Source organism: Ensifer sp. VA4 (genome assembly GCF_055710065.1).
Genome location: NZ_JBVQPO010000004.1, coordinates 178,462 through 196,141, shown reverse-complemented (window position 1 = coordinate 196,141; position 17,680 = coordinate 178,462). Strand labels below are relative to the sequence as shown.

General features: G+C 62.7%; 17 protein-coding genes. 4 read left to right on the top strand and 13 right to left on the bottom strand.

What is annotated here, in order from left to right:
• Positions 1–197: 197 nt before the first annotated feature.
• On the top strand, positions 198–1,709 hold the full coding sequence (locus AC0C6X_RS08055; RefSeq protein WP_472952483.1) for a M48 family metalloprotease: 1,512 nt from the start codon (positions 198–200) through the stop codon (positions 1,707–1,709).
• 334 nt (positions 1,710–2,043) lie between these two features.
• On the opposite strand, the gene AC0C6X_RS08050 is transcribed toward AC0C6X_RS08055, so the two are convergent.
• The 8 genes from AC0C6X_RS08050 to AC0C6X_RS08015 form a co-directional block, all read right to left on the bottom strand.
• Positions 2,044–2,910 (bottom strand): RNA polymerase factor sigma-32, encoded by an 867-nt coding sequence (locus tag AC0C6X_RS08050; protein WP_057254889.1) that lies wholly within the window; start codon positions 2,908–2,910, stop codon positions 2,044–2,046.
• A gap of 521 nt (positions 2,911–3,431) precedes the next feature.
• Complete coding sequence (locus tag AC0C6X_RS08045; protein ID WP_173517865.1) at positions 3,432–4,001, bottom strand: CarD family transcriptional regulator; 570 nt, start codon at positions 3,999–4,001, stop codon at positions 3,432–3,434.
• Positions 4,002–4,410: 409 nt separating this feature from the next.
• Entirely contained in the window at positions 4,411–4,749 is a 339-nt protein-coding gene (fdxA, locus tag AC0C6X_RS08040; protein ID WP_173517866.1) for a ferredoxin FdxA, read from the bottom strand.
• 306 nt (positions 4,750–5,055) lie between these two features.
• Positions 5,056–5,469, bottom strand: coding sequence for an RNA-binding S4 domain-containing protein (locus AC0C6X_RS08035; RefSeq protein WP_472952481.1), 414 nt, complete (start codon positions 5,467–5,469; stop codon positions 5,056–5,058).
• 8 nt (positions 5,470–5,477) lie between these two features.
• A complete protein-coding gene (locus AC0C6X_RS08030; protein WP_472952479.1) occupies positions 5,478–8,519 on the bottom strand; it encodes a helicase-related protein in 3,042 nt (1,013 codons plus the stop codon).
• A gap of 640 nt (positions 8,520–9,159) precedes the next feature.
• Positions 9,160–9,885: a beta-ketoacyl-ACP reductase gene (gene phbB / locus AC0C6X_RS08025; RefSeq protein WP_173517869.1), complete on the bottom strand. Its 726-nt coding sequence runs from the start codon at positions 9,883–9,885 to the stop codon at positions 9,160–9,162.
• 17 nt (positions 9,886–9,902) lie between these two features.
• Positions 9,903–10,262, bottom strand: coding sequence for a hypothetical protein (locus AC0C6X_RS08020; RefSeq protein WP_472952477.1), 360 nt, complete (start codon positions 10,260–10,262; stop codon positions 9,903–9,905).
• Positions 10,263–10,275: 13 nt separating this feature from the next.
• Positions 10,276–11,457 carry an acetyl-CoA C-acetyltransferase gene (locus tag AC0C6X_RS08015; protein ID WP_247959384.1) on the bottom strand — a complete coding sequence of 394 codons (1,182 nt, stop codon included), beginning with the start codon at positions 11,455–11,457 and terminating at the stop codon, positions 10,276–10,278.
• A 224-nt stretch (positions 11,458–11,681) separates the two neighbouring features.
• Between AC0C6X_RS08015 and phaR the strand changes: the two genes are divergently transcribed.
• Positions 11,682–12,260 carry a polyhydroxyalkanoate synthesis repressor PhaR gene (gene phaR, locus AC0C6X_RS08010; RefSeq protein ID WP_173517872.1) on the top strand — a complete coding sequence of 193 codons (579 nt, stop codon included), beginning with the start codon at positions 11,682–11,684 and terminating at the stop codon, positions 12,258–12,260.
• A gap of 102 nt (positions 12,261–12,362) precedes the next feature.
• Here the strand turns inward: phaR and AC0C6X_RS08005 are convergent, their stop codons facing one another.
• From AC0C6X_RS08005 to mtgA, 5 genes are all read right to left on the bottom strand, one after another.
• Positions 12,363–12,764, bottom strand: a complete 402-nt coding sequence (locus AC0C6X_RS08005) for a hypothetical protein (RefSeq protein ID WP_173517873.1) — start codon at positions 12,762–12,764, stop codon at positions 12,363–12,365.
• 146 nt (positions 12,765–12,910) lie between these two features.
• Positions 12,911–13,096: a 50S ribosomal protein L32 gene (gene rpmF, locus AC0C6X_RS08000; protein ID WP_026186748.1), complete on the bottom strand. Its 186-nt coding sequence runs from the start codon at positions 13,094–13,096 to the stop codon at positions 12,911–12,913.
• A 145-nt stretch (positions 13,097–13,241) separates the two neighbouring features.
• A complete protein-coding gene (locus AC0C6X_RS07995; RefSeq protein ID WP_472952473.1) occupies positions 13,242–13,889 on the bottom strand; it encodes a glutathione S-transferase family protein in 648 nt (215 codons plus the stop codon).
• Complete coding sequence (locus tag AC0C6X_RS07990; RefSeq protein WP_472952471.1) at positions 13,890–14,633, bottom strand: DUF1868 domain-containing protein; 744 nt, start codon at positions 14,631–14,633, stop codon at positions 13,890–13,892.
• Positions 14,634–14,736: 103 nt separating this feature from the next.
• Positions 14,737–15,477, bottom strand: coding sequence for a monofunctional biosynthetic peptidoglycan transglycosylase (gene mtgA, locus AC0C6X_RS07985; protein ID WP_376741664.1), 741 nt, complete (start codon positions 15,475–15,477; stop codon positions 14,737–14,739).
• 178 nt (positions 15,478–15,655) lie between these two features.
• On the opposite strand from mtgA, the gene AC0C6X_RS07980 reads away from it, so the two are divergent.
• Positions 15,656–16,570, top strand: a complete 915-nt coding sequence (locus AC0C6X_RS07980; protein WP_472952468.1) for a polyprenyl synthetase family protein — start codon at positions 15,656–15,658, stop codon at positions 16,568–16,570.
• A 4-nt stretch (positions 16,571–16,574) separates the two neighbouring features.
• The gene (gene hisC, locus AC0C6X_RS07975; protein ID WP_472952466.1) at positions 16,575–17,630 is read left to right on the top strand and encodes a histidinol-phosphate transaminase; all 1,056 of its coding nucleotides are present in this window, start codon (positions 16,575–16,577) and stop codon (positions 17,628–17,630) included.
• The last annotated feature ends 50 nt before the right edge of the window (positions 17,631–17,680 follow it).

Sequence of the window (17,680 nt, the reverse complement as noted above, 5' to 3'; positions counted from 1 at the left end):
GCGCGAATATTCGCGCATCCGTTGCCGTGATACCACGGGGCAACTATTTCTACCGAGACAAACTAGGCAGGTGGCGCTGAAATCAGATACAGCAAGACCAGGGCTGAACAGTCGCGGCGGAGCAATGCTGCCGGACTGAAAAAGTAGGACTTTCAACGCGGTCGTTCCGGAGCGACCGACGGGAAACGGGCTGAGGCATGGAGAGGCAGACAGTCACACACGACCGGTTCCCGCCGAAGCGCGGACGGCCGCGTGCACGCGCCGTGGTTGCACTGCTCGCGACCATGCTTCTCTCCGCATGCCAGTCGGTGATCGAGCAATCCTACGAGCCGACCGTTTCGCCTTCGTCCAATCCGCAGATTGTCGACGAGGTCCAGAAAAACGACCCGCGCGCCAAAATGGGCGCGCGCGAACATCCGCGCATCGTTGCAAGCTATGGCGGCGAATACAAGGACGCGAAGACCGAACGGCTGGTCGCCCGCATCGCCGGAGCGCTGACCGCCGTCTCGGAAAACCCGCAGCAGTCCTACCGCATCACCATTCTGAATTCGCCGGCAATCAACGCCTTTGCGCTGCCGGGCGGCTATCTCTACGTCACCCGCGGCCTGCTCGCCCTTGCCAACGATGCCTCCGAGGTGGCAGCCGTCCTGTCGCACGAGATGGCGCACGTCACCGCCAACCACGGTATCGAACGCCAACAGCGCGAGGAAGCGGAAGTCATCGCCAGTCGCGTGGTCTCCGAAGTGCTGTCGTCCGATCTTGCCGGCAAGCAGGCGCTCGCCCGCGGCAAGCTTCGGCTTGCGGCCTTTTCGCGCAACCAGGAACTCCAGGCGGACGTGATCGGCGTGCGCATGCTCGGCGAAGCCGGCTACGACCCCTATGCCGCGGCACGTTTCCTCGATTCGATGGCGGCCTATAGCCGCTTCACCGCGGTCGACCCGGAATCCGACCAGAGCCTCGACTTCCTGTCGAGCCACCCGAACGCGCCGCAGCGTGTGGACCTTGCGCGCCGGCATGCCCGCGCCTTCGGCCCGGAAGGCACCAGCGGCGATCGCGGCCGCGACTACTACCTCGCCGGCATCGATGGCCTGCTCTACGGCGACAGCCCGCAGGAAGGCTATGTCCGCGGCCAGACCTTCCTGCACGGCCAGCTCGGCATCCGCTTCGACGTGCCGACCGGCTTCCAGATCGACAACAAGGCGGAAGCGGTTCTTGCCACCGGCCCGGGCGACATCGCCGTGCGCTTCGACGGCGTGGCGGACACGGGCGGCCGCAGCCTGACCAACTATATCGCCAGCGGCTGGGTCACCGGCCTGCAGCCCGACACGATCAGGCCGATCAATGTCAACGGCCTCGATGCCGCGACCGCGCGCGCCTCCGCCGATCGCTGGGACTTCGACGTCACCGTCATCCGCATCGACAACCGCATCTACCGCTTCCTGACCGCCGTTCCGAAGGGGTCGAGCGCACTCGAGCCGACCGCGAACCAATTGCGCAGCTCGTTCCGCCGCATGACGCCGGTCGAGGCCCAGTCGCTGAAGCCGCTGCGCATCCGGGTCGTGACGGTAAGGCCCGGCGAGACGATCGCGACGCTCTCCGCCCGCATGATGGGCACGGATCGCAAACTCGACCTGTTCCGGGTGATCAACGCAATGCAGGTCACCTCGACGGTGAAGCCGGGCGACAAGGTGAAAATCGTTTCCGAGTAAGCGACGGCGCCTCACCGCAGGCGGGTTCGCACGCGCTTGTGCTGCGGAAGGCTCAGGCGTTCGCTGTTACAGCGCCGCGCGCCTTATCAGACGCGCAAAGGTCGCTGCAGGACTTTGACTGGCTGCATGTCTTCGTCCTTCAATCAAGGTCGAATTAAGGAGACAGGCAGTAAGTCGGACTTCGATATGCGAGCGAATGCGTAGTGCCTCGGACTGGGTCCAAGCCACTACGCGGTGCCTGTGCTGGCTGCCAAAGCATGTCGCGCAAATAACGACATGCGAAATCTCAGAGACTTAAAGCGCGGGGAGCGAAGCTGAAAGGTCGCGACGCGCTTCAGTGAATGCCCGCGGTCAGGGCCGGCGCTTTGGTCGCAAGCGCCACCCTCAGCTTTTCGAGCGCCCGGGTTTCGATCTGCCGCACCCGTTCCTTGGAAATGCCGAGATCGAGGCCAAGCTCTTCGAGCGTCGCACCATCCTCCGACAGCCGTCGTGCACGGATGATGCGCATTTCCCTCTCCGTCAAGGCACCGAGCGCATCGCGAAGCCACACACGGGCGCGTTCTCCGTCGATCATGTCGCTGACCTGTTCGTCGGGGAGCGGCGCATCGCTGGCCAGGAAATCCAGTCGCTCGCCGCCATCGGAATCGGCGCCGCCGACGGGGGCCTGCAAGGAGGTGTCGCTGCCGGATAGCCGCGCATCCATGGTCTGCACATCGGCGATGCTGACGCCAAGCGCCGCGGCGATTTCCTCATGCATAGCCTGCGATGTAAGCTGCCTGTCGCCCTGGGCAAGACGCGCGCGCAAGCGCCGCAGGTTGAAGAACAGCGCCTTCTGCGCCGAACTCGTGCCGCCGCGGACGATCGACCAATTGCGTAGGACGTAATCCTGCATCGATGCCCGGATCCACCAGGTCGCATAGGTCGAGAACCTGACCTCACGGCTGGGTTCGAAGCGGGCGGCCGCTTCCAGGAGGCCGATATGGCCCTCCTGGACCAGGTCGCCCATCGGCAGGCCGAAATTGCGGAATTTCGCTGCCATCGAGATCACCAACCGCATGTGGGACATGGCGATCTTGTTGCGGGCTTCCTGATCATGGTCGTTCCGCCAGGCCTGGGCCAGCGCGTGCTCCTCGTCGCGCTCGAGATAGGGGGCCTCCATTGCGATCTTGATCATCCGCCGGTCTGCAGTGAGAGTCTTCATCGATCACTCCGTGACTGGCGCCCGGGCGCCATTGCGTGTGAAGTCCAAAAGGCCGGACGGATGAGGCGTCCGGCAGCAGGGGCGTCCAGATCACGATTATTTGGACCGGATCGATCCACATCATCGTAATCGATTCCAATAAGCCAGAGCGGGATGCGGGCGAAAACCGCTCGCACTTTTCCTCATCCCGCTCCAGAGCGCCGTGCGTTCAGGTCAACGCATTAAGGTCGCTCCAGCACTTTGTTTCTAGAGCATCTTTTCCGCTTCCAGTGATGCCACTCGAAGCGGGATGCTCCGGAGCCGCGACGTCGAAACTTGAAGAAACGACGCGGCGCCCTAACTTCGAAGTCACGAACCTGAACGGTGATGGATCACAGAACCAAGATCGCCCGGCGCGAAAGCGGCGCATTCCTGCCGGCTAATCTAAATGCGCGTCAGCGCGAAAGGTTCCATTCGGTCAAAGAAAAAGCCCGGCGCGACGACCGGGCTTTTTGCGAGGTACTGATGCGGGCGAAATGCGCTTACGCAGCTTCGTCCTGGGTATCGTCTTCTTCGATAGCCTTGCCGCGCTTCGGGCCCTTGCTGAGGTTGGCCTCGACGAGGCGCACGGCTTCGGTCTCCGACATCTTGTTCACGGCAGCGATTTCGCGCGCCATGCGGTCAAGGGCAGCCTCATAGAGCTGGCGTTCGGAATAGGACTGTTCCGGCTGGTTTTCGGCGCGATAAAGATCGCGGACGACTTCCGCGATGGAAATCAGGTCGCCGGAGTTGATCTTGGCATCGTATTCCTGGGCGCGGCGCGACCACATGGTGCGCTTCACGCGAGCCTTGCCCTGCACAACCTTCAACGCACGATCGACGAAATCGGTTTCGGACAGCTTGCGCATGCCGATGCTGACAGCCTTGGCCACCGGCACCTTCAGACGCATCTTGTCCTTCTCGAAATCGATGACAAAAAGCTCAAGCTTCATGCCGGCGACTTCCTGCTCTTCGATCGCCACGATCTGGCCAACGCCGTGGGCCGGATAGACGATCGATTCACCGGTCTTGAAGCCCTGGCGTGTCGAAGATTTTTTCTGCTGGGTCGTCATTCGTTTCAAAAACTCCCTGTTTCGCGCCGGCCATTCTGGCCGGGGCCGGGTCAGTGAGGCCCGGGAAGACGGGGATACCGCCGGGTGGGTACATCCTGGTCCGTCCAAGGAATGCAAACAGCCTCATGAAATGCGGTCACAACAGAGCAAAGCCATGTTGCGTAATAGGGAGAAACCGCGTTTTGGAGATCGTTTGCTTTCGTGATGGTTTTCGGGCGCGCAAAAACACCCTCTGTGGATCAGTAGAAGGAACCTATCACAAAAAAGTGCCGAAATCAATAATTTGCTGCATGGCAGTCATCAAGCCACCATTCTCGCAACTGCGAGCGCAGTGCGTGTTTTCCCCAGCTTTGGCGCGCTGGGTCGCTCTCACTGCGTCAGCCTCGACGAACGATGGAGATCGTTCGTCTCAGTCGCCCTGGCCCGGCTCGGCAGAGAAGAACTTCTCGTACTTGCCTTCGACGCCGTCCATCTCCTTGGCTTCCGGCAACGGGTCGCGCTTGACGGTGATGTTCGGCCACTTCGTCGCAAAATCAGCGTTCAGTTTCAACCACATATCAAGGCCCGGCTCCGTATCCGGCTTGATCGCTTCGGCAGGACATTCCGGTTCGCAGACGCCACAGTCGATGCACTCGTCCGGATGAATGACGAGGAAATTCTCACCCTCATAGAAGCAATCCACGGGGCAGACTTCGACACAGTCGGTATACTTGCAGCGAATGCAGTTGTCGGTCACGACGTACGTCATGAGGTACTCCAGCCAATGCTCACGTTTGATGGCAGACGGCAATCAATGGTGATGCTCGTCGTCCGCGCATGCTAGGAATGTCCGGCGCGCATAGCTGCCGAAGCAAACCCGATGCACCCAACGTGGGTCTGTCAGGTAAAGGCTTTATGGGCCCTTTGCAAGAATATTCAATGCGCGAAACGCCGCGGCAAAGGCAGAGTTTTCTAAAGCATGGCGCGCAAAGTATGCGACGGTTTTGCGGTACGCCCTGCGAAAAAATCAAAAGCTTGAAGCGCACGGAGCGGATCGGAAAATTCGCGACGCGCTTCAATCCTCGCGCGGGTCGAAATCGGGTTTTAGCCGATCGGTTTCCCGCCGCTCTTTCTTGGTCGGGCGTCCCGCCCCACGATCGCGCGTGGCGAGATCATAAGCCGAGAGCCTTTCCTTCGGCTGTTCGGGCGTGAGATCGTCATAGAGAAGCCGCGCCTCCTCGTAAGGGCCACGCCGCTCCCCGGGGGCGAGCACGCGCACGATCAGTTCGCGGCGGTCGAGGGCGAGCTGGAGCACGTCCCCCGCCTTGACCTGAAACGACGACTGCGTCACGCGCTGCTCGTTGACGGCCACCCGGCCGTCCTCGATCGCCTTTTGCGCAAGCGAACGCGATTTGATCAGCCGCGTGAAAAACAGCCACTTGTCGAGACGCTGGCGCGATGCCGGGTTGGACGTGGGCTGTTTTTCCATGACCTGCCTTACTTCTTCATCTGCTCCTTGAGCGCCGCAAGCTTGGCGAAGGGCGAATCCGGATCCACCGGCTTCTCGCGACGCGGCGGACGCGCCTCGAACTTGCCCTGCCCCGGCTTGCCGCCGCGGTCGTGACGATCGTGACGGTCACCACGGTCCTGTCGCGGCCCGCCTTCCGACTTGCCGCCCTCGTGGCGTTTGCCGCGCATCGGCTCGCCGCCCTTGCGTCCGCCCTCATGACCTTCGCCCTGGCCTTGACCACGCCCGTGGCGCTGGCCGCCGCGACGCTGGTCGCCCTGATGGCGGCCGCCGCCTTGGCGCTGGTTATCCTGGCGGGTGCCTGGACGCCAGAGCAGAACGGGCTTGGCCTCGACCGGTTCCCCGGCCTCGCTAACCTGGGCTTCCGCTGGCTGTGCATCGCTCGTCGCGACGACGGCGTCACCTTCGGCCTTCTCGGTCTCCGCTGCAGGTGCCGCGACGGCGGTCTCGGCATCCGCCGAGCCGTCACCAGCGTCGGCGTCATCGATGGCAGCAGCCGGATCGGAAGCGGCGGCAGCAACCGCCGGCGCACCGTCCTGGCTGGCGAGGAAGGCTGCGGCCTCCTCGGCCTTGATGCTGTCGGCCCGGTAACCGAGGCCCTTCAGGATCTCTTCCATATCATCAGGCGTTGCGCCGAGGATCGAAAGCATCGACGTGGTCGCGGTGAAGCGACGGCCGTCATAGGCGCCTTCCGGGCGCGGCTGCGTGCCGGGCTTCCACTGCAACAACGGCCGGATGAGATCGGCCAGGCGCTCGAGGATGTCGATGCGCACGGCGCGTTTTCCGAGGAAACGGAAGCCGGCGAGCTTGTAGAAGGTCCGCTCGAAGGACGGATCGGTGACGACCGACGTGCGGCCGGCAGCGAGCATCGGAATGAGGTCGCCATAGCCGGGCTTGTCGAGACCGTCATTCTTCAGCGCCCAGAGAAGCGTGATGAGCTCGGCCGGAGCCGGCTTCAGGAGCGCCGGAAGGAAGATGTGGTAGGCGCCGAAGCGAACGCCGTATTTGCGGATCGAAGCGCGGCCGTCCTGGTCGAGCGACTTCACTTCCTCGGCGACATCGCGGCGGAAGAGCACGCCGAGGTTCTCGACGAGCTGGAAGGCGAGGCCCTTGGCCAGGCCTTCGAGGTCTTCGGCGCGCGAAATGTCGTCGAGCGGCTTCAAGACCGTGCCGATGTGATGGTTCACGAAACGCTCGATGCGCGCCAGCACGTGCTCGCGGGCGTTCGCCTGCAACTGATCGTCGGCCAGCAGGATGACGCGCGGACGCATGACGTGGTCGCTCGCCGCCAGCCGAGCCACGGGATCGCCGAGCCAACGAACGAGACCATCAGAGGACAGCGCCAGGTCATTGTTGCCGGAAGCGTGCAGACGTGCGGCCCGCGCCTCGAACTCCAGCGCCAGCGCTTTCTGGGCAGCGCCCTGCACGGCCTTGGCATCCTGGCCGTCGCCGCCGGTCGCCAGCGCGAACCGGAAACCGGTTAGTTGTCCTACGTGGTGTCCTTCGACGAAGACATCACCATTCACACTGATTTCAGCTTCCAGCATAGCATTCTCTCTCAGGCGCTTCATGAGCACAGATGTCCTGCGATCAACAAAGCGTTTCGTCAACCGTTCATGTAGTGCGTCGGATAATCGATCTTCAATTTCCCGCGTCTTTTCTTGCCAGTGTGTCGGATCGGCCAGCCATCCCGGCCGGTTCGACACATAGGTCCAGGTCCTGATCTGCGCGATTCGCGCCGAAAGTGTGTCGATCTCACCATCCGTGTGATCGGCACGCCGGACCTGTTCGGCCATGAAATCCTCGTTCACCGTGCCGCGGCGAACGAGATCCGCGTAGATCGTCGAGATCAGATCGGCGTGCTGGACGGGCGTGATGCGCCGATAGTCCGGCAGCGCGCAGGCTTCCCATAGTTTTTCCACACGCTCGGCATTGGTCGTGATGTCGACGACCTCCGGGTAGCGGGCCAAATGCTCGAACGCCTGCTGATCTACCGCAGGTAGCGCCCGGGTCAGTCCGGGAACCGTCGGCGCGGCGTCGAGACTCTTCTTCAAGGCGGTGAGCGAGGAGTAGTCGAATGCCTTCGAGCGCCACTGCAGCACCTTCACCGGATCGAACTCATGCGACTCGATGCGGTGAACGAGCTCGTTGTCGAAAGGATCGACGCGGCCCGTCACCCCGAACGTGCCGTCGCGCAGGTGACGGCCGGCACGCCCGGCGATCTGCGCGAGTTCGGCCGGGTTCAAGTTGCGGAACTGGTAGCCGTCGAACTTGCGGTCCTGTGCGAAGGCGACATGGTCGACGTCGAGGTTGAGACCCATGCCGATTGCGTCGGTCGCGACCAGATACTCGACGTCGCCTTCTTGATAGAGCGCCACCTGGGCATTGCGCGTGCGCGGCGAAAGCGCGCCGAGAACGACGGCGGCGCCGCCGCGCTGGCGGCGGATCAGCTCTGCGATCGCATAGACCTCGTCGGCCGAGAAGGCGACGATCGCCGAGCGGTGCGGCAGGCGCGTGATCTTCTTCGAGCCGGCATAGAGAAGCTGCGACATGCGCGGCCGCTCGACGACGGTGATGCCGGGCAGAAGCTGTTCGAGGATCGGCCGCATCGTTCCCGCGCCGAGCAGCAGCGTCTCGCCGCGGCCCCTAAGATGCAGGATCCTGTCGGTAAAGATGTGCCCGCGCTCGAGGTCGCCGGCGAGCTGCACCTCGTCGATCGCGACGAAGGACGCGGTCGTCTCGCGCGGCATCGCTTCGACGGTGCAGACCGAATAGCGGGCGCGATGCGGCGTGATCTTCTCTTCGCCGGTGATCAGCGCGACATTGTGATGGCCGACCCTCTCGACCAGACGCGTATAGACTTCGCGCGCCAGGAGGCGCAGCGGCAGGCCGATGACGCCGCTGTCATGCGCGATCATGCGTTCGATCGCGTAGTGCGTCTTGCCGGTATTGGTTGGCCCGAGCACCGCGGTTACGCCGCGGCCGCTCAGGATCATGGGGTGAACGGACACGTCATCGATCCCGGGCATTCTCAAAATTACGGCAGCGTCTTTTCACGCTGGCGGCAAACACATGCCCACGCGCCGAGCCAAACGCAAGGGGCGCCGACAACTAAAACCATCGTCCGGCGTCTCCCAGCCCTTTGCACCACCTGTTGTGGTCGGCGGCATCGAGGACAGGAACAGCCACGGAACGAATCGGCGACGAATCGAAGACTCATTGCGATTCACTGTATGTTCACGACTACATATAGATTTCAACACCGAACGTTGCACCACATGCTGAATCTGGCACGGATTCCGCGCATTAGAGCCGCCAACTCGCCGCGCGCCTGGCTGTCCCATTGCCAGACAGATCAAAGGATTCCGAATCCAAGACTCTGGAAAGCCTGGAAAATTTTTCACGAAATTCGTCGAAGATTCGCCGAACGGAGAGAATGAGAATCGCACCGCGCACCCTCGACCAACACGCGAGCCTCCGATGGCGACTCGTGCCTCGCGCATCATTCCGCTTTTGTTCTCCACAAGATATAGTATCTGCGCCGCCCCCCGCCAACAGGATCGCGGGCAGGAACAGGCACCCCTGCCCCAGCCTCACATGAAAACGGCGCCCCGAAGGGCGCCGCTCGAAAGCGCTGATGAGATCACAAGCTCAGACGAAAAACTGTCCGCCATTCGCCGAAATCGTCGAGCCGGTGATGAAGCCGGCATCGTCGGAAGCCAGGAACACGACGCAGCGGGCGATTTCCTCCGGCTCGCCGAGGCGGCCGACCGGGATCTGCGGAATGATCCGCTCGTTGAGGACCTTCTCCGGCACCGCCCGCACCATTTCCGTGCCGATGTAGCCCGGGCAGATGGCGTTGACGGTGATCCCCTTGGCGGCCCCTTCCTGGGCGAGAGCCTTGGTGAAGCCGAGATCGCCGGCCTTGGCGGCCGAATAGTTGGCCTGCCCCATCTGGCCCTTCTGGCCGTTGATCGACGAGATGTTGATGACGCGGCCGAAGCCGCGGTCGCGCATGGCGGACCACAGCGGATGCGTCATGTTGAAGAGACCGGTAAGGTTGGTGCCGATCACCTCGCCCCATTGCTCGGGCGTCATCTTGTGGAACATCGCATCGCGGGTGATACCCGCATTGTTGACGAGCACGTCGATGGGGCCAAGATCGGCCTCGACCTTGGCGATGCCTTCGGCGCAGGCCTGATAGCTGGAAACGTCCCACTTGTAGACCGGGATACCGGTTTCCTGCTTGAAGGCCCCAGCCTTCTCGTCATTGCCGGCATAGTTGGCAGCCACCTTGTAGCCGGCATTCTTGAGTGCGATGGAAATTGCCGCGCCGATGCCGCGCGACCCACCCGTGACCAATGCTACCCTGCTCATGCACGCCTCCCACTTGATCAGTTCAGTTTCTCAAAGGCCCTGTTCATCAGCTTTGCGCCGATCTGTCGTCCGTAGAGCCCGGCGGCAGCCTGGAATTGAGGCGTCGCGGGCATAGACATCCCTGCCTCGCACCTGGTGAGCGCGAGGTTCATCATCAGCTTGCTGCGCTGAACGGGCGACGCTTTCAAAGCGCCATCGCCTTCGTTCCGGGCCGCAACCATCATGTCCTTGAAAACGGCCTCGTCGTCCGAGGTCGCATGTTCCAGCACGCACTGAACCAGCCGCGCCCCGTCGAGAGGCCCGGGACTGGCATGTGCGGAAACGATCGGCGAACCGGCCAGCAAGAGGGAAAATGGAACCCGCCTGGCGCTGTTCATGCCGCCAAGCCGACTAGAGCCGTTCGACGCACATGGCGACGCCCATGCCGCCGCCGATGCAGAGCGTTGCAAGCCCCTTGGAAACGCTGCGGCGCTTCATTTCGAAGAGCAGGGTGTTGAGCACGCGCGCGCCGGAAGCGCCGATCGGATGGCCGATGGCGATCGCGCCGCCATTGACGTTGACGATCGACGGATCCCAGCCGAGGTCCTTGTTGACCGCGCAGGCCTGAGCGGCGAAAGCCTCGTTGGCCTCGACCAGGTCGACGTCGCCGATCGCCCAGCCGGCTTTCGCCAGCGCCTTGCGTGAAGCCGGGATCGGGCCGGTGCCCATGACCTGCGGATCGACGCCGGCCGTTGCCCAGGAAACGATACGGGCGAGCGGCTGGATGCCGCGCTTGGAAGCCTGCGCTTCGGTCATCAGCAGGGTGGCGGCGGCGCCGTCATTGAGGCCGGAGGCGTTACCGGCGGTGACCGTGCCTTCCTTGTCGAAGGCCGGACGCAGCTTCGTCATCTGGTCGAGCGTTGCGCCATGGCGGATATATTCGTCCTGGTCGACGGTGACGTCGCCCTTGCGGCCCTTGACGATGAAGGGAATGATCTCGTCGGCGAAACGTCCGGCCTTCTGTGCCGCTTCGGCCTTGTTCTGCGAGGCGAGTGCGAACGCATCCTGCTCCTCGCGGCTGAGCTGCCACTGGCGGGCGACGTTTTCGGCGGTGATGCCCATGTGATAGCCGTAGAAGGCGTCGGTTAGGCCGTCCTTGATCATCGTGTCGATCATCTTGAAGTCGCCCATCTTCACGCCGCCGCGCAGATGCGAGCAGTGCGGCGCCATCGACATGGACTCCATGCCGCCGGCGACGATGATATCCGCATCACCGGTTGCAATCTGCTGCATGCCGAGCGCCACGGCGCGAAGGCCCGAACCGCAGAGCTGGTTCATGCCCCAGGCGGTCTTTTCCTGAGGGATCCCCGCCTTCATCGCCGCCTGACGCGCCGGGTTCTGGCCCTCGCCGGCCTGCAGCACCTGGCCGAGGATCACCTCGTCGACCTCGCCTGCCTCGACGCCTGCGCGCTCGAGTACGCCCTTGATGACGGCGGCGCCGAGCTCGTGCGCCGGCGTATTGCCGAATGCACCGTTGAAGGATCCGACCGCAGTTCGGGCGGCGCTGGCGATCACGATGGAGGGATTGCTCATAGGACGTTTCCTCAGATCTTTCTTGCCTAATGAAAGCAGACTGGCAAAGCGCGCGACGCAAGTCAAACGGCTTGATGCGGTGCCACAAAACCATCACGTAAGACGCAACCGCAAGATTTCGCACTTGCGTCGCCGCAACGCACAAAGACATTGTCAGCGGCGCTCTTTTGCGGATACTCTGAAAAACGCAATAAAGACGGGACGATGGGTGAGAGGAGACCCTGATGGCGAAGCACGAAGGCCAGATCGTTATAAAAAAATATGCGAACCGGCGGCTCTACAACACCGGGACCAGCACCTATGTCACGCTCGACGACTTGGCTGTGATGGTGAAGAAGGGCGAGGATTTCGTCGTCCAGGACGCAAAGTCCGGAGAGGACATCACCCATTCCGTGCTGACGCAGATCATCTTCGAGCAGGAGTCCAAGACCGGCAACACGCTTCTGCCGATCTCCTTCCTGCGCCAGCTGATTTCGTTCTATGGCGACCAGATGCAGATGGTGGTGCCGAGCTATCTCGAGCACTCGATGCAGGCTTTCACCGAGCAGCAGTCGCAGATGCGTGAGCAGATCAACAAGGCCTTCGGCGACACGCCGCTTGGCAAGAACCTGCAGGTGCCGCTGCAACTTGTCGAAGAGCAGGTCCGTCGCAACACCGAGATGTTCCATCAGGCGATGCAGATGTTCTCGCCCTTCATCACCGCCCCGCCGGTGAAGGAAAGCAAGAAGGCCGAAGCCAAGGATATCGACGAGCTCAAGGAGCAGCTTCGCGCGCTCCAGACCAAGCTCGACAATCTCGGCTGAGCGCGCTTTCCTCGTGAAGGCGGGTGAGTTCGATCCCGCCTCGTTTCCCGTCCAGCAAAAAATGCTTTTGAATTGAGCCCGCGCCCCGGATCGTGACGCGCTTCAAAGGCCGATCGACACGTCCCTGCCAGCCGAACGCATCGAGACGGCAAAACCGGCGATGACATCGATGAAACTGATCGTCATCAGGATGAAGAAGAGCTGGGTCGCCGCCGGCGCCAGTAGCAGGAATTCGATCAGGAAGGCGATGAACAGGATCATCGACAGCAGGTGATCCATCAGCGCCCGCGTGCTCGTGCGGGTCGCCTTCAGCAATTCGACGAACAGCAGCAACAGCGCGACGACGATCAGAAGGTCGCCGAAGCGCATCGTCCAGGTCGCGCCCGACAGCATGGATAGCGACAGCATCTCGGCATTGAGCCCGGCCATACCGCCAAACATTCCGATCATCGCGAGATTGTAGATGGCGAAAGGCAGGATCAGCAGCGGAACGGCAGCGAGCATCAGGCACGAACTCCTTTGCCGCGTCTTGCGGCGTCTTCAGGTCAGGCTCCTGCTGATAGCACAGGGTCCAAGCGAGAAAATGTCAGACGCAAAACAAAAGGGCCGGCAGAGCCAGCCCTTTGAACCTAATCCGCGAACGGAAACGCTTATGCGTTTTCCTTCGGGGTCAGAACCTGACGGCCACGGTACATGCCGGTCTTCAGGTCGATGTGGTGCGGACGGCGCAGTTCGCCCGAGTTCTTGTCTTCGACGTAGGTCGGAGCCTTGAGGGCGTCAGCGGAACGGCGCATGCCACGCTTGGACGGGCTCGTTTTTCTTTTCGGTACAGCCATTTCATTCTCCACTTATCGGGCAAACACTGTTCAGCAGCCGAAATGGCCGTGTCAAACAGATGTCAATCACGGAAATTTGGCGCGCTTATACATGGCCAACTCCCGTTTGACCAGTCCCCAGCCGCAATTTTTCGACTCGACCGAGTCAGACCTCGTCTTCGGGAACGACCCACGGCTCAGCGCGGGCGGCCTCTTCCCACTTCCGGTAGGCGGGATGCGCCTTCACGCGTTGCATGTAGCCGAGCATTTCCGGATCCGCAACGAGATCGTAGACGTCGAAGCGGTTGACCACAGGAGCGTACATCGCATCCGCCGCACCGAAGGCACCGAAGAGGAACGGACCGCCGGATTGGGCGAGCGCCTCTTTCCAGATCCGCTCGATGCGGGCGACGTCGGCGCGAACGTCTGCATCCACCTCGAGGGCCCGCTTTCCCCGGCGGATGTTCATCGGGCAGGCGCCGCGCAGCGCCCGGAAGCCGGAGAGCATTTCCATGCAATAGCTGCGCGCCCGGGCGCGGGCCTGGCGATCGGCCGGCCAGAGCCCGGCATCGGGAAAGAGCTCGGCGACATATTCGATGATCGCCAGCGACTCCCAGACGAGCAGGTCGCCATGCCGCAACAGCGGCACGCGTCCCGTCGGCGAGACGGCGCGGATATCAGGATTGCCGGCCGCAAAATCGAAGGGAATGACCACCTCCTCGAAATCGATGCCCGCGGCGGTCATCGCCATCCAGGGCCGCATCGACCAGGATGAATAGTTCTTGTTGCCGACGTAAAGCGTAAGTCCGGTCATTTAGGATCCTTGATTGCTGGCCTTGATTGCGGGTCTGTCCGAGAAAACGATCAGCTCCTCGAAATGGTTCATATCCTCGAAGGAGCAGAAGGCCGGGGGATCGAGCTCGATCACCGGCGCCCATTCCCTGAGGTAGGCGAGTTGTTCGCCCAACATTGCCTGCCAGCGCGGCAGTGCCGCGTCATCGAGCCAGTCGATGACATAGGCGTAGGTGATGTGGAACGCGTAGTCGTCATGGTCCGGATGGCGGTAGCCGAAGGCTTCGGCGAAAGCATCGCGCCAGGCCTTGAGGCATGCGCGATCGGCTGCGCTGTCGCCTTCGAGCGCGAGTCCGGTCGGCGTGACGTCCGTCACGCGGGCCCGGAACGGCTCCAGCGGAACGAAGTGCTTGAGCCGCCCGCAATAGTGCTCGGTCATCACGTCGATCGGCGTATCGAGCGCTATGTCTGTCGGCCAGAAGGGCAGCCTGCGGCGGTATTCGATGATACCCTGAAAGATCGTCATATGCAGGCTGGACGGATGGGTGAAGGCGAACTGGCCCGCCTCGGGCATCGCCATCAGTCGATCGCGCACCGCAAGCACGGCGGCCTCGGACGGCGAACCGGCGGTGACGTGGGAAACGACCGTGTTGCCCGGTTCACGCAGGAAACGGCCATCCGTTGCGTAGCGGGTTCCGAGATGCTTCGGCGGTGCATTGTTTGCGTTGCGGCCAAAGGTGAGAAGCGAGGGGGAAATCGAGGTCATGGGGGCGATCGGGCCTTTCAAATGGAGAGAGGTCCAGATGGCAGAACTCTACTACGCGAACATGACATCGCCCGACGACGGCTTCCAATGAAAAGGTCTGATCCTAATCATAAAGGCAGGTGATGTAGCCACCGGAGCGGCTGGCGCGACGCTCGATCAAATTTGCCAGGCGCTTGAGCCCGCGACCGGGCTTGCCGGCATTGCGCTCCTTCGGATTGGGCAGCGATACCGCGAGCAGCGCGGCCTGCCGCCGCGACAGCTTGGCCGCAGAAACCCCGAAGTGGTGGCGGGCGGCCGCTTCGATACCGTAGATTCCGTCGCCCCATTCGGCGACGTTCAGATAGATCTCCATCATCCGCCGCTTGCTCCAGACGAAATCGGCGGCGATCGCCAACGGCAGTTCCATGCCCTTGCGCAGGAAGGAGCGGCCGTTCCAAAGGTAGAGGTTCTTGACCGTCTGCATCGGAATGGTGCTGGCCCCGCGGGTCGATTCCCCATCCAGGGCATCCTCCACCACGCCGCGCATCTGCCCCCAGTCGACACCGTCATGGACACAGAACTGGCCGTCCTCCGACATCATCACCGATTGCACCAGCACCGGCGCGATATTGTCGAATTCGACCCATTGACGGTCGTAGCCGCGAAGCAGGACGAGGTCGCGCAGCATCAGCGTCGAGACCGGATGTATGAACTCGATCAGGTAGAGAACGATCAGCGCATAGGGCAGTGCGACAAAACCAACGACGGCGAAAGCGATCTGGCGGCGCCTCGTACGCAGCGACCGGCGAAGCGAAGACCAGCGACTGGAAGGCACTTCGCCGTCCTCGCGCGCTTCCGGAACCATGTTCACGGCCTGACTGTTCACCTCGCTGTCCATCCGCTTCTCTTAGTGCATGGGCCGGCAAAGTTGAACGGGCTTTCAGGCAAAAGGCAAGGTGCGCACGCGGCTGTCCCAGGGAAAGCGCGCCGCTGCGACACGAATCCCCGTTGAAAGCCCTCTTCGCCCATGCCAAAGAGCGCGCATGAGCCAGGACACATCGCCTTTCACCCGCCGCCTCGCCAGCAATGCCCGCGCCGTCGAAGCTTTGCTCGAGCGCCTGCTCGGCACGACGACGGAGGTCGACGAGATCGCCCGGCCGGCAAACCTGCTCGCCGCCATGCGCCACGGGGTGCTGAACGGCGGCAAGCGGCTGCGCCCCTTCCTGGTGATCGAATGCGCCGATCTTCTCGGCGGCGGCATCGATGCATCCTTGCGCGTCGGCGCGGCGCTCGAATGCGTGCATTGCTATTCCCTCGTCCACGACGACCTGCCGGCGATGGACGACGACGATGTCAGGCGTGGTCAGCCGACGGTGCACAAGGCCTTCGACGAGGCAACGGCGATCCTCGCCGGCGACAGTCTGCTGACCTTCGCCTTCGACATCATCGCGGCGCCGGAAACACCACTGACGGATGCCCAGAAGGTGGAACTGATCCTGGCGCTCGGACGGGCCGCGGGCCACGGCGGCATGGCTGGCGGTCAGGCGCTCGATCTTGCCGCGGAAAAGTCGCCACCCGACGAGGCCGGCATTGTCACGCTACAGGCGATGAAGACGGGCGCCCTCATCCGCTTCGGCTGCGAGGCCGGTGCGATTGTCGCCGGCGCGTCGAAGGACGACCGGGCGCGGCTTCGCAGCTTCGGCGAAAAGATCGGCCTTGCCTTCCAGCTTGCCGACGACCTGCTCGATCTCACCGCCGATGCGGCGACCATGGGCAAGGCAACCGGCAAGGACGCCGCCCGCGGCAAGGGCACGCTCGTCGCGCTGCACGGCCAGGCCTGGGCAGAAGAGCGGCTGGAGCAACTGGTCGCAGAAGCGGAAGCTCTGCTTACGCCCTATGGCGAGCGCTCCACCATTCTCGTCGAAACTGCCCGCTTCGTCGCCAACCGCAGGAACTAGAGACATGAGCAAGTACTGGTCGCCGATCGTCTCCAAGCTGAAACCCTATATTCCGGGCGAGCAGCCGCGCGTCGCCAATCTGGTGAAGCTCAACACCAATGAATGCCCCTACGGGCCGTCGGAGAAGGTGCTCGACGCGGTCGCGGCGGCAGCAAGCGCCGACCTCCGGCTCTATCCGGATCCGCTGGCGCGGAAGCTCCGAGTGGCGATCGCCGCGCGCTTCGGCGTTTCGGCCGAGGAAGTTTTCGTCGGCAACGGCTCGGACGAGGTGCTGGCACATATCTTCGCCGGCCTGCTCAAGCACGACGCACCGCTGCTTTATCCGGACATCTCCTATAGCTTCTATTCGACCTATGCGCGGCTCTTCGAGATCGACGCGGTCGAGGTTCCGCTGAACGACCGCTTCGAGATCGATCTCGCCGATTATGATCGCCCCTGTGGCGCGATTATCCTGCCGAACCCGAACGCGCCGACCGGCATCGCACTCCCGCTCTCGGATATAGAGCGGCTCGTCGCGAGCCACCCGGATCAGCCCGTCGTCATCGACGAGGCCTATGTCGACTTCGGCGGCCAGTCGGCAGCGGAGCTGGTTTCGAAATACGAGAACCTGCTGGTCGTCCAGACCTTTTCCAAGTCGCGCGCGCTTGCGGGCCTGCGCGTCGGCTTCGCCATCGGCCAGCGGCCGCTGATCGAGGCGCTGGAAAGGGTGAAGGACAGCTTCAACTCCTATCCGCTCGGCCGCCCGGCACAGGCCGGTGCCATCGCCGCGATCGAGGACGAAGCCTGGTTCGAGGAGACGCGGGGAAAGATCATCGCCTCCCGCGAACGCCTCACCGCAGATCTCGCCCAGCGTGGTTTCGAGGTGTTGCCGTCATCGGCAAACTTCGTTTTCGCGCGCCACCCCGGCCACAACGGCGAAACGCTGATGAAGGCGCTGCGTGAACGCGCCGTGCTTGTGCGCCACTTCGCCAAGCCGCGCATCGGCGATTTCCTGCGCATCACCATCGGCACCGATCAGGAATGCGCACGCCTGATCGAAGCACTCGACGAGATCCTCTGAGATCTTGTCTCGGTGACATTTCCCCGTTTCAAACAGGCGATGAACTGAAC